At 71.5% G+C, this 11513-nt stretch carries 8 protein-coding genes and 1 pseudogene; 4 read left to right on the top strand and 5 right to left on the bottom strand.

Going from position 1 to position 11513, the window contains the following annotated elements; all coding sequences use genetic code 11:
* Positions 1-800, bottom strand: a pseudogene (locus tag ACYVK3_RS03840) (hypothetical protein); the annotation flags it as partial.
* 154 nt (positions 801-954) lie between these two features.
* Between ACYVK3_RS03840 and ndk the strand changes: the two are divergent.
* The gene (ndk, locus tag ACYVK3_RS03845; protein ID WP_460495939.1) at positions 955-1362 is read left to right on the top strand and encodes a nucleoside-diphosphate kinase; all 408 of its coding nucleotides are present in this window, start codon (positions 955-957) and stop codon (positions 1360-1362) included.
* Positions 1363-1418: 56 nt separating this feature from the next.
* A complete protein-coding gene (locus ACYVK3_RS03850; protein ID WP_460495940.1) occupies positions 1419-1784 on the top strand; it encodes a tRNA-binding protein in 366 nt (121 codons plus the stop codon).
* A gap of 8 nt (positions 1785-1792) precedes the next feature.
* On the opposite strand, the gene ACYVK3_RS03855 is transcribed toward ACYVK3_RS03850, so the two are convergent.
* The 4 genes from ACYVK3_RS03855 to ACYVK3_RS03870 all read right to left on the bottom strand — a co-directional run bounded on the left by ACYVK3_RS03855 (position 1793) and on the right by ACYVK3_RS03870 (position 6525).
* On the bottom strand, positions 1793-2623 hold the full coding sequence (locus ACYVK3_RS03855; RefSeq protein WP_460495941.1) for a hypothetical protein: 831 nt from the start codon (positions 2621-2623) through the stop codon (positions 1793-1795).
* A gap of 40 nt (positions 2624-2663) precedes the next feature.
* Positions 2664-3569, bottom strand: coding sequence for a 2-hydroxyacid dehydrogenase (locus ACYVK3_RS03860; protein ID WP_460495942.1), 906 nt, complete (start codon positions 3567-3569; stop codon positions 2664-2666).
* Between the two features lie 181 nt (positions 3570-3750).
* The gene (locus ACYVK3_RS03865; RefSeq protein WP_460495943.1) at positions 3751-4329 is read right to left on the bottom strand and encodes a dihydrofolate reductase family protein; all 579 of its coding nucleotides are present in this window, start codon (positions 4327-4329) and stop codon (positions 3751-3753) included.
* 66 nt (positions 4330-4395) lie between these two features.
* Positions 4396-6525, bottom strand: a complete 2130-nt coding sequence (locus ACYVK3_RS03870; protein ID WP_460495944.1) for an anthranilate synthase — start codon at positions 6523-6525, stop codon at positions 4396-4398.
* A 448-nt stretch (positions 6526-6973) separates the two neighbouring features.
* Here ACYVK3_RS03870 and ileS point away from each other — a divergent pair, with 448 nt between their 5' ends.
* Together ileS and ACYVK3_RS03880 are read left to right on the top strand one after the other, a co-directional pair.
* Positions 6974-10120, top strand: coding sequence for an isoleucine--tRNA ligase (gene ileS, locus ACYVK3_RS03875; RefSeq protein WP_460495945.1), 3147 nt, complete (start codon positions 6974-6976; stop codon positions 10118-10120).
* Between the two features lie 125 nt (positions 10121-10245).
* Positions 10246-11235 carry a hypothetical protein gene (locus ACYVK3_RS03880; RefSeq protein WP_460495946.1) on the top strand — a complete coding sequence of 330 codons (990 nt, stop codon included), beginning with the start codon at positions 10246-10248 and terminating at the stop codon, positions 11233-11235.
* The last annotated feature ends 278 nt before the right edge of the window (positions 11236-11513 follow it).

The following is an 11513-nucleotide window of genomic DNA, read 5'->3' on the forward strand; positions in this document are numbered from 1 at the left end:
GGAACGGGGGCGGGCTCGGCGGGGGGCGCCGAGGCAGGCTCGGCGTCCGCCTTCGGGCGCTCGGCCGCCGCCGGCGGCGGCTCGGGATCGGGTTTCGGCTCGTCGAAGAGGTCGTCGAGCGCCTCGAATGTGGCCGACTGCGCGTCGGCGGGCGCCCTGGGCCGCGGCGGCTCGTCCTCGACGATGAGGTCCTCGAGCCGGTGTTCGCCGATGAGCGGCGGGGCCGGGACCGGCTGCGGGAAGCGCCGGGCCGAATACTCGATGGTGATGAACGCGATGCACCCGGCCAGGCACAGGAACGCCAGGAGGGCGATGCCGATGCTTTGCGCCCCGAGGGACATCGACGTGAAGAAAGCGGAGAGGATCAGTAAAGTGATCGCGCCGACCGCGTGCGAAGTGCGCCAGCGCAGGCGCCGGTCGCCGTTGAGGACGGTGCCGATGGCATCGCCGCCGGCGGCGTGGTGCTGGGTGGAGTGGAGCCGGTTCATCGCGACCTGGTTGACCGCCCACCAGTTGGCCTCGCGCTGGCGGCGCTGCTGGTCGAGCATGATCCGCTGCTGGCGCAGCTGCTCGGCGGAGTTGGGGCGGGCCTGCTGCTGCTTGCCCTTGGGCGCGCCCTTCGGCGGCGGCGCGGCCTTGCGGGCGGCTCCGCCGCGGGGCTTGGCGCCGCCTTTCGCGCCGCCTTTGACACCGCCTTTGACACCGCCTTTCGCGCCGCCTCGGGACGCCCCTTTGCCGCCGCCGCCCTTGGGCGCCTTCGCGGCCTTGGGAGCGGGCCGGGGTGGTTGTCTCGCAGGCATCGCCGACACCTCATCCACAACTGGGAAACCGGGTTTCTAAGAGCATGCTACGTGCCTGAGGCGAAGCGCACAACATCGCTTACTATGGCCCCACGGCGCCACCAGTGGGGTCGTGCCTCCCTGCCGAAATCCGACAGCATCCGAAGGAGCGACCGTGGCCGAACAGCGCACGCTCGTGTTGATCAAACCCGACGCCGTCGAGCGTGGACTCATCGGCGAGGTCCTCGCCCGCCTGGAGCGCAAGGGACTGCGCATCGAGCGGATGGAGTTGCGCGCCATGGACGCCGAGCTGTCCGACGCGCACTACGCCGAGCACGTCGGCCGCCCGTACTACGAGGGGCTCAAGGAATTCATGACGTCCGGGCCGCTGGTCGCGCTCATCGCCGCTGGCGACGAGGCGATCCCGGTGGTGCGCACCCTCGCGGGCGCCACGGACGGCCGCAAGGCCGACGCGGGCACGATCCGCGGCGACCTCTCGCTGTCGAACCAGAAGAACCTGATCCACGCCTCGGACTCCGAGGAGTCGGCCAAGCGCGAGATCGACCTCTGGTTCAGCGCTTAGGAGCGCGGAGCGGTCTTGACCGTCGGTGTACCGGCGGCCGGCGGTACCGTGACCTGATGGCATCGACCCAGGATTCAACGGCCGTCGCTCGAAGCAGTGCCGAGGACTTCTTCCGCACCGACATCCGAGCGGGCAGGATCGTGCGCGCCGAGCGGTTCGCGAAGGCCCGCAAGCCCGCCTACAAGCTGTGGATCGATTTCGGGGAGCTCGGCGTCAAGCGGTCCAGCGCGCAGATCACCGCCCGCTACGCCGCCGAGGAGCTCCTCGGGCGCACTGTGGTGGCGGTGACGAACTTCCCGCCGCGCCAGATCGCCGACTTCATGTCCGAGGTGCTCGTCCTCGGCGTACCGGTTCCCGGGACCGACGAGGTCGTCCTGCTGGCGCCCGACGCCGAGGTCCCGCTCGGCGCCCGCGTCTCCTGAGCCGAGGACTAGGGCAGGTAGGTGTTGTGCTGGAACGTGGTCCGCATGAGCGCGTCGACGGCTTCCTCGTATTGGGCCGTGCCGGATTCGGGCACGGCCGCCACGCCGAGGAAGATCCCGTCGTCGCCCGGGTCGACCAGGAGCAGCGCGACGTCCTCGTAGGCGTCGGGTGAGGAGTCGAGCGTGTCCCAGGTGACACGGGTCTCGAGCAGCACCGCCGGGTGGGAGTCGACGACGGTCTCGGTCAGCACCGGCTCCGACCGCTCCAGGCCGGTCGTCCCGGCGTAGGGGTAGTCGAACACCCACGTGTCGACGATCTCGGCGGCGGTCCGGCTCAGGTTCTCCGGGTCGGACACCAGGCCGAACTCGCCGAGGCGCCCGACCATGAGGTAGGAGATCCACGTATCGGTGTGCTGGATCTTCAGCGCGTGCGCGTCCTCGGCCAGCAGCTCGTCCGCGCCCGGCCCCGAGTACAGCGACCACGGCGTCCCCGGGTCGGGCGTGAGCGCGCCGAGCGAGACGACGCCGAGGTAGCCCTCCGGGATCTCCATCGTCTGCGGGCCCTGGGTCCCGGCCGGGCCGCAGTCATCGCCTTCGCAGCTCGCCGCCGGCTCTTCGCCCGGGGCGCCGCCGCCGTCGCCGAGGACGGCGACGATCCCGACGATCGCCAGGACCACGACCGCGACGACCGCGATGGCGATGAGTCCGGCGCGCCCGCCCGGACCGCCCGGTTTCGTCGCCGGGTCGGGCGGCGGCTCGGGCGGTGCTGTGGACGGCGCGTGCCACTCCCAGCCGGCGTCGCGCGCCGTTGCGGGCGGGGAGTCGGAGTGGGAGCTCATGGCACCGATGGTAGCCGCGGCGTACCCGTCGCCCCGTCCACTAGTAGCCGTTCTCGACGACGTTCGCGAGCGGCTCCCCGGAGGCGAGACGCCGGATCTGTTCGCCGACGGGCGGGTAGACGCGGTCCAGGAAGCCCTCGACCGCGCCGCCGACGTGCGGGGTGATCAGTGCGCCGTCCAGGGCCCACAGCGCGTGGTCCGAGGGCAGCGGTTCGGGCTCGGTGACGTCGAGCGCGCAGCGCAGCCGCCCCGAGGCGACCTCGGCGGTGAGCGCCTCGGTGTCCACGACCTTCCCTCGTGCGGCGTTGACCAGGAGTGCACCGTCCTTCATGCGGGCCAGGAACGCCGCGTCGACCAGGCGCTCGGTCTCGGCGGTGAGCGGGACGACGATGAACACGACGTCCGCCTCGGGCAGCAGCCGAGGAAGGTCGGCGACGGTGCCGACGCCGGGCCGGGCCGTGCGGGCGATCTTGCCGACGGCCGTGCCGCAGGCCTCGAGGCGGCGTGCGATGGCCTCGCCGATCGAGCCGGCGCCGACGACGAGCGCGGTCGCGCCGTGGAGCGTTCCGCTGCGCCTCGGGGCCCATTCGCGCTCGCCCTGCCTGCGCGCGAAGAAGTCGAGCGAACGCACCGACGCCAGGGCCGCGGCGACGGCCCATTCGGCGGTGCTCTCGGTGTGCGCGCCGCGGTTGTCGCACAGCGCCACGCCCTCGGGCACGTGCGGGACCCACAGTTCGGCGCCCGCGCTGAGCAGCTGCAGGACCTTGAGGTTCGGCATCTCCTTGAGCACGTCGACGGGGTCGCCGTGGCGGAACGAAGGCACCCAGAACTCGACGTCGGCGGGGTCCGAGGGGTACTGCTCGCCGTCGAAGATCTCGATCGCGACGCTCTCGGGCAGCTCGCCGAGGCGCGGCAGCGCCTCGGCGTTGGGCATCCAGACTCTCATCCGGCCATCGTATGTGACCGCTGTTGCGGCTGTAAAAAACCGGACACCGCATCCGTGAGCACCGCCCATGCGGCCGGACATCGCCGAACCGGCGGGATCGATTGCGGCGTCCGAGGCCGACGTCCGAGCGGCGCGGGCGCGGGGGGTGCGCGAGGCGGCCCTCGCGCACCCGGCCGGCCGGCTACGCGTGCTCGACGCGGTACTTCAGGACGGCGAACTGCCCTGAAGCCCTGGCCTCGACGAGTTGGAGCCGGTCAGCCAGGATGCGCCTGGGCAGGAGCGGCGCGCCGCCGCCGAGGAACACCGGCGCGGCGCTGACGACGATCTCGTCGAGGAGCCCCGCGTCGTGGAACTGGCCGACGAGGTCGCCGCCGCCGACGATCCAGCGGTGCTTGTCGCCCGCGGCCTCGGCCATCTCGGCGTGGACGGTCTCGACCGACCCGGAGGTGAAGCGGATGTCGGCCCCCTCGACGGCCGGCAGCTCCCGGTGCGTGAAGACCCACGACGGCTGCGCGTAAGGCCACTTGCCCGGGTGCTCCAGGAGCCGTTCGTGGTCGAGGATCCACTCGTACGTGGTCGCCCCCATGCAGACGGCGCCGACACCGGCCATGAATTCCTCGAACTCGTCGAGCGGCCCCTCTTCGGCCGCCGGGTCGTCCGGATGACCGCCTTCGACGCTGAAGAGCCATTCGAGCGAGTTGTCGGCGTCGGCGATGAATCCGTCGACGCTCGTTGCGGTGTTGTAGATCGTGTTGGCCATCCGCCCACCCAACCACGGCCCACCGACACTGCCGGGGAGCACCGCGGCGCTCCCCGGCGGGCCGGTCTACTTCGCCGTGAGGCGCAGCAGGTTGCCGATGATCCGGTGGCCGTGCGCGCCGGCGGCGGTCAGGATCGACTCGGGATGGAACTGGACCGCGAACCAGCGCTTCTTCGGCGCCTCGATCGACATGACGACCTCGTCGATCGCCGCGGTCGGCGTGAAGTCGCCCTTGATCTGGTCGGCCGTGGCGTACAGCGAGTGGTAGCGCGCCGCGATCACCTCGTCGGGCAGCCCGTCGAACAGCGCCCCGCCGGTGACCTTGACGTTCCCCGGCTTGCCGTGGCTCGGCTCGGGCAGCAGCGACAGCTCGCCGCCGGCGTGCTCGACCATCGCCTGCAGGCCCAGGCACACCCCGAACGCGGGCAGGCCCCGCCGTTCGAGCTCATCGAGCAGCCCGGCGGTGGCGAAATCGTCGGGCCTGCCGGGACCGGGGGAGAGGACGACCAGTTCGGGCGCGAGCTCTTCGAGGGTCCCGGCGGCGTCGAAGCCGAACCGCAGCGTCGTGACCTCGCAGCCGTGCTGGCGGAAGTAGTCGCCGAGCGTGTTCACGAAGGAGTCCTCGTGGTCGACCAGGAGGACCCTGCGGCCCGCTCCGGCCGGTCCGCCGGCGACCTCGATCGGCGTCAGGGTCGGCGCCGCCGCGCCGATGCCGCCCGAGGCCGTCTCCAGCAGCGCGCGCGCCTTCAGGTGCGTCTCGGCCTCTTCGGCGTCCGGCTCCGAGTCGTACAGCAGCGTCGCGCCGGCCCGCACGCACGCCACGCCGTCGCGGATCTGCGCGGTGCGCAGGGTCAGCCCGGTGTTCATCGACCCGTCGAGGCCGATGAAGCCGACCGCGCCGCCGTACCAGCGCCGCGGCGTCGTCTCCTGCTCCTCGATGAACCGCATCGCCCACGTCTTCGGCGCGCCGGTCACCGTCACCGACCACATGTGCGTCAGGAACGCGTCCAGCGCGTCCATGTCCTCGCGCAGTCGCCCCTCGACGTGGTCGACGGTGTGGATCAGCCGCGAGTACAGCTCGATCTGCCTACGCCCCAAGACCTTCACCGAGCCCGGCACGCACACGCGCGCCTTGTCGTTGCGGTCGACGTCGGTGCACATCGTCAGCTCCGACTCCTCCTTCGCCGAGCCGATGAGCTCGGCGATCTGGGAGGCGTCGTGCAACGGGTCGTCGCCGCGCGCGATCGTGCCCGAGATCGGGCAGGTCTCCACGCGCCTGCCTTGGACGCGCACGAACATCTCCGGGGAGGCGCCGACGAGGTACTCGCCTTCGCCGAGGTTGAACAGGAACTCGTACGGCGCGGGGTTGGCCTCCCGCAGCCGCTCGTAGAACGCGGTCGGCGAATCGCACGCCGCGTACATCTCGTGGCCCGGGACGACCTCGAACAGGTTGCCCGCTTTGAACTCCCGCTTCGCGCGTCGCACCGTGTCGGCGTACACGCCCGGCACCGGCCCGTCGGGGACCTCGCCGGCGGCGACGTAGGCCCGCTTCTCGGTCTCCCGGCCCAGGTCGTCGGTGACCTTGCCGCCGAAGCCGAACTCGTAGCGGTAGACCTGCGCGGTCTCCCTCTTGCGGTCGACGACGTACACCTCGTCGGCCAGATGCAGCACCAGGTCCCGCTGGTCGGCCGGACGGTCCTTGGCGTACTCGATCGGCTCGAACTGGTAGGCCAGGTCGTACCCGAACGCGCCCCAGAACCCCAGGTGCGGGTCGTCGCAGGCGAGCGCGTCGCGCAGCACCCGCAGCGCCGAGAACGCCGTCGGCTGCTTCGAGCGCTCCTCCTCGGGGACGCGCCCCGCCGGCTCGGGCACCCGGACCCGCACGCGATCGCCGCCGCCGGAGACGACGCCGATCGCCGCGCTCTCGAGCGCGGCGCCGAGCGCCTCGACCAGCAGTGTGCCGCGCTCGTTGAGCGAGCGCACCTCGACGGTGCGGCCCCGGGCCACGACCTCGACCGGCGGGTCGGCATAGGCCAGGTGGAACCGCGAATACCTGCCGGGGTACTCCATGCCGGAGGACAGGACCCCGCCGCGGCGCGTCTCGACGCGCTCCACGACCTCGGTCAGGTCGCCGTCGGCGAGATCCTCCACGGATCGCCGGATCGTCACCCCGCAAGGGGTCTCAAAGGTGGTCATTCGGCCTCGATCTCATTCGGGCCCCGCGGCGGCCGACCCCGGATACGACGAAGCGACCGCCATCGAGGCGGTCGCTTGCTTACTGCACGCAGGAGCATCGACGCCGCCTCAGCGACGCCACCACCAGTTACGTGCGTGAACTCTCACGTCGCCGATAGTACATGGCCGCGGCGCCACGGGAAATCCGGTAGGAGCCGCCCGCGGGCGGGCGCTACACTTGCTCCCAACAGCGTCGACCCGGCCATCACCGGCGAGCTTCCGGAAGAACGGGCCCTGCCGCACCTTCGCAGAGCCCCACTAGACCCGGACGGACGCGGCCCGTCACCGCCGCCGAATCGAGCGGGCGCGCCCCCGGGCGCGTCAAGCGAGGTGGTACCGCGGACCCCGGGTTCGTCCTCGCACACCAGAAGAACACCAGGTGTGACGAGGAGACGGAGACACCGAGCCAATGGCCTATCCACTCGACGACCCCGAACGGGGCGTACCGGCGAGCCCGAACCTGCCCGACGTCGAACGGCGCGTCCTCGACTTCTGGGCAAAAGACGACACCTTCGCCGCCTCGATCGAACAGCGCGAGGCCGGCGAGCACGGCTCCAACGAGTTCGTCTTCTACGACGGCCCGCCCTTCGCCAACGGCCTGCCCCACTACGGGCACCTCCTCACCGGCTACGTCAAGGACATCGTCCCGCGCTACCAGACCATGCGCGGGCGCCGCGTCGAGCGCCGCTTCGGCTGGGACACCCACGGCATGCCCGCCGAAGTCACCACCGAACGCGAGCTCGGCCTCAAGTCCAAGGCCGACATCGAGGCGTACGGCGTCGAACGGTTCAACGCCGCCGCGAAGGCCTCGGTCCTCCAGTTCACCGGCGAGTGGGAGGACTACGTCACCCGCCAGGCCCGCTGGGTCGACTTCCACGACGACTACAAGACGCTCGACCTGGACTACATGGAGAGCGTCATGTGGGCCTTCAAGACCCTCTACGACAAGGGTCTGATCTACGAGGGCTACCGCGTCCTGTGGTACTGCTGGCGCTGCGAGACGCCGCTGGCCGCCACCGAGACCAAGATGGACGACACCTACCAGAACCGGCAGGACCCCGCAGTCACCGTCGGCCTCGAGGTCACCGGCGACGGGCCGCTCGCCGGCGCGAAGCTCCTGGTGTGGACGACCACGCCGTGGACGCTGCCGTCGAACCTCGCCGCCGCCGTCCACCCCGACGTCGACTACCTCGTCGTCGAGACCGAAGGCAGCCGCTACGTGCTCGCCGAGGGCCGCCTCGCCGCCTACGCCCGCGAACTCGGCGACGGACCGCAAGTCGTGGGCCGCTACAAGGGCGGCGAACTGGTCGGCCTGAGCTACCAGCCGCCGTTCGACTTCTTCGCCGGGCGCACCAACGCCCACAAGGTCCTCGCCGCCGACTACGTCACCACCGAGGACGGCACCGGCGTCGTCCACATCGCGCCCGCCTTCGGCGAGGAGGACAAGCTCGTCACCGACGCCGCCGGGATCGAACCGGTCGTGCCCGTCGACGACTCCGGCCGCTTCACCGACGAGGTCCCGCCGTACGCCGGCATGCACGTCTTCGACGCCAACAGGGCGATCATCAAGGACCTCAAGGCCACCGAGCGGCTGCTGCGCCACGACACCTACAACCACAACTACCCGCACTGCTGGCGGTGCGGCTCGCCGCTGATCCAGCGGGCCCTGTCGGCGTGGTTCGTCGCCGTCACCGAGTTCCGCGACCGCATGGTCGAGCTCAACCGGCAGATCGACTGGACGCCCGCGCACATCAGGGACGGCCAGTTCGGCAAGTGGCTGGAGGGCGCCCGCGACTGGAACATCAGCCGCAACCGCTTCTGGGGCGCGCCGATCCCCGTGTGGGTCTCGGACGACCCCGAATACCCGCGCATCGACGTCTACGGCTCCCTCGCCGAGCTGCGGCGCGACTTCGGCGTGGAGGTCACCGACCTGCACCGGCCCGGCATCGACGAGCTGACCCGGCCCAACCCGGACGACCCGAGCGGCTCCTCGACCATGCGCCGCGTCCCCGAGGTCCTCGACTGCTGGTTCGAGTCGGGTTCGATGCCGTTCGCGCAGGTCCACTACCCGTTCGAGAACGCCGAGTGGTTCGAGCACCACTACCCGGGCGACTTCATCGTCGAATACACCGCGCAGACCCGCGGCTGGTTCTACACGCTGCACGTCCTCGCGACGGCCCTGTTCGACCGGCCCGCGTTCCGCACCGCGCTCGTCCACGGCACCCTCCTGGGCGCCGACGGGCAGAAGATGTCGAAGTCGCTGCGGAACTACCCGGACGTGCGCACCTCGTTCGAGGAGTTCGGCTCCGACGCGGTGCGCTGGTTCGTCGTCTCCTCGCCGGTGCTGCGCGGCGGCGACATGCCCGTCACCGACACCGGCTTCCGCGACGCCGTCCGCCAGATCATCCTGCCGCTGTGGAACGTGTGGTACTTCTACACGCTCTACTCCGGGGCCGCCGGCTACGAGACCACGCCCGATCAGGCCCGCGCCGCCGCTCTGGCCTCCGAGCACCGCCTCGACAAGTACCTGCTGGCGAAGACCCGCGAACTGGTCGAGACCGCCACCGAGGCCATGGACGCCTACGACCTCGGCACGGCCACCGCCGCGTTCCGCGCCTACCTGGAGTCCCTGACCAACTGGTACGTGCGGCGCTCGCGCGACCGCTTCTGGGAAGGCGACACCGACGGCTTCGCGACGCTCGCCGTAGCGCTGGGGACCGCCTGCGAGGTGGCCGCGCCGCTGCTGCCGATGATCACCGAGGACATCTGGCGGGGCCTGACCGGCGGCCGCTCGGTGCATCTGGCCGACTGGCCCGACGCCGAGGACCTGCCCGCCGACCACGCGCTGGTCGAGGCGATGGACGCCGTGCGCGAGGTCGCCTCCGTCGGCCTGTTCATGCGCAAGGCCCGCAAGCTCCGCGTGCGCCTGCCGCTCGCGAAGCTCACCGTCGCGACCGCCCACGCCGAGCGGCTCGCGCCGTTCGCGGACCTGCTGAGAGACGAGCTCAACGTCAAGGCCGTCGAGTTCGACTCGAACCTCGACGCCTACTCCAAGTCCGACCTCAAGCTCGTGCCGCGCGTGCTCGGCCCGAGGCTCGGCAAGGACGTGCAGCGGGTCATCAAGGCCGTCAAGTCCGGCGACTGGACCGTCGAGGACGGGACCGTCACCGCCGGAGGCGTGCGGCTGGAGGACGGTGAATACGAGCTGGCGCTCGTGCCCGTCGAGGCCGACCGCACCCAGGCCTTGCCGAACGGCGCCGGTGTCCTGGTGCTCGACACCGAGGTCACGCCTGAGCTGGCCGCAGAGGGCCTGGCCCGCGACGTGGTCCGGGTCGTGCAGCAGGCGCGCAAGGACGCCGACCTGGACGTCACCGACCGCATCGAGGTGACCATCGCCGCCGACGACGAGGTCCGCGCCGCGGTCGAGCGGCACGCCGGCTTCGTCAAGGGCGAGACGCTCGCGCTGGAGCTGGGCTTCGGCGAGCTGCCGCCGGAGGCGACCACCGGTGAGGCCGGCGACGGGCAGACCGTGCGGGCGCGCGTCCGCAAGCGGTAGCACCGGCGACGAAGGCCCGGCGACCGCGTGTCGCCGGGCCTTTCGCGTGCGCTCCCCCGGCCGGGGGAGCCGGTTCCCCTTCCCGGGGCAGGGAATCCGCCCGTCGAGCGGCCAGGCTCATGGACATGAGCACCACGACTCTCCCCCGAACGCCGGCCACGGCGCGCCGGACCCGCCCCGTCCTCGTCTGGGCGCCGAACGCGATCCTCGTCTGGGCGGCACTCTACGGCGCGCTGCGGGTCTACTGGGCGAGTGGCAACGCCCCCGAGTTCGCCCCCATGCCGCAGGACCTGCTGCTCTTCCCAGGCTGGGGAGCGGTCGGGCTGTGCGCCGCCGCAGCGGCCGCGGCCCTCGGGCTGCGCCTGACCCGCGGCTCGAAGGCCGCGCTCGCGGCCGCGTGGGCGGTGGTGGCCGCGATGCTCGCGGCGAGCCCGATGCTCTTCCTCGACGTGATCGGCAGCGTCCTCGGCGGCCTCGGCATCGAGATCAACGCGGCCTCGGCCGGCAGCCGAGCCGGGATGGCGGCCGGGGCACTGCTGCTCGCCGTGTCCGCCGTCGCCTACCGGCGCCGGACGCGGGGCGCCTGCTCCCGCTGCGGGCGGCTCGACCACTATGTTCGGCCCGAGAAGGCCCCGACGTGGGCGTTCATCGCCGCCTACGCCGCGGTGGCCGGCTGCCTGGTCCGCCTGGCCGCCCAGTTCGCCCTCGCCGGGCCCGACGGCATGCCCTACGACTCGGGCGTCTCCTTGCTCCTGTTCGAGATCGGATTCCTGCTCGCCGGGACGCTCCTGCCGTTGGCGCTCGTCCACCGCTGGGGCCGGATCTGGCCGCGGTGGGTCCTCGGCCTGGCGGGCCGGAAGGTTCCGCGCTGGCTGGTGCTCGGCCCGGGGCTGTTCCTCTCGGCCGGGATGACGGTGTACTTCGGCTTCCAGCAGGTCGATCTGTTCGCACGCCTGTTCACCGGCACCGAGATCGACCTCGAGGGCGCGCCGTTCGGGCAGGCGTTCCTGTGGGTCGCGATCCCGGCCTACACCGTCTGGGGCCTGGGCATGGGAGCGGCGGCGATCGCCCGCCTCCGCCAGACCCGCCCGCCCTGCAGGACCTGCGGAGCCTGACCACGCAACAAGGGTCTGTCGGAGGAAGGGTGGAAGGCCGATTCCCGGGCTTCGGCGAACCGAGGGGGCGGCCCATTCCGACAGCGTCCTCGCGATTGCCGGGCCCTCGAGGTCTCCTCGGGCTATCTCCCGGAAGAGCACATCGTCGTCTTCTGGACTTGGCGGGTCGAGGCCGAGCTCGTGATCGAGGCCGTTCATCATTTTCCGCTTGATGCCAGTTGGTATCAAGCATATTTTGCCTGTTGGGGTGCTGTCGGCGGTCCGCGCGCATGAGGGCC

The sequence above is a fragment of the Glycomyces tarimensis genome (assembly GCF_054776215.1).

What these genes read in the sequence shown, in the direction of transcription:
- ACYVK3_RS03860 (WP_460495942.1), bottom strand. Translation starts at nt 3,569, where the DNA reads ATGAGAGTCTGGATGCCCAACGCCGAGGCGCTGCCGCGCCTCGGCGAG.
- ACYVK3_RS03850 (WP_460495940.1), top strand. Translation starts at nt 1,419, where the DNA reads ATGGCATCGACCCAGGATTCAACGGCCGTCGCTCGAAGCAGTGCCGAG.
- ACYVK3_RS03855 (WP_460495941.1), bottom strand. Translation starts at nt 2,623, where the DNA reads ATGAGCTCCCACTCCGACTCCCCGCCCGCAACGGCGCGCGACGCCGGC.
- ACYVK3_RS03865 (WP_460495943.1), bottom strand. Translation starts at nt 4,329, where the DNA reads ATGGCCAACACGATCTACAACACCGCAACGAGCGTCGACGGATTCATC.
- ileS (WP_460495945.1), top strand. Translation starts at nt 6,974, where the DNA reads ATGGCCTATCCACTCGACGACCCCGAACGGGGCGTACCGGCGAGCCCG.
- ACYVK3_RS03880 (WP_460495946.1), top strand. Translation starts at nt 10,246, where the DNA reads ATGAGCACCACGACTCTCCCCCGAACGCCGGCCACGGCGCGCCGGACC.
- ACYVK3_RS03870 (WP_460495944.1), bottom strand. Translation starts at nt 6,525, where the DNA reads ATGACCACCTTTGAGACCCCTTGCGGGGTGACGATCCGGCGATCCGTG.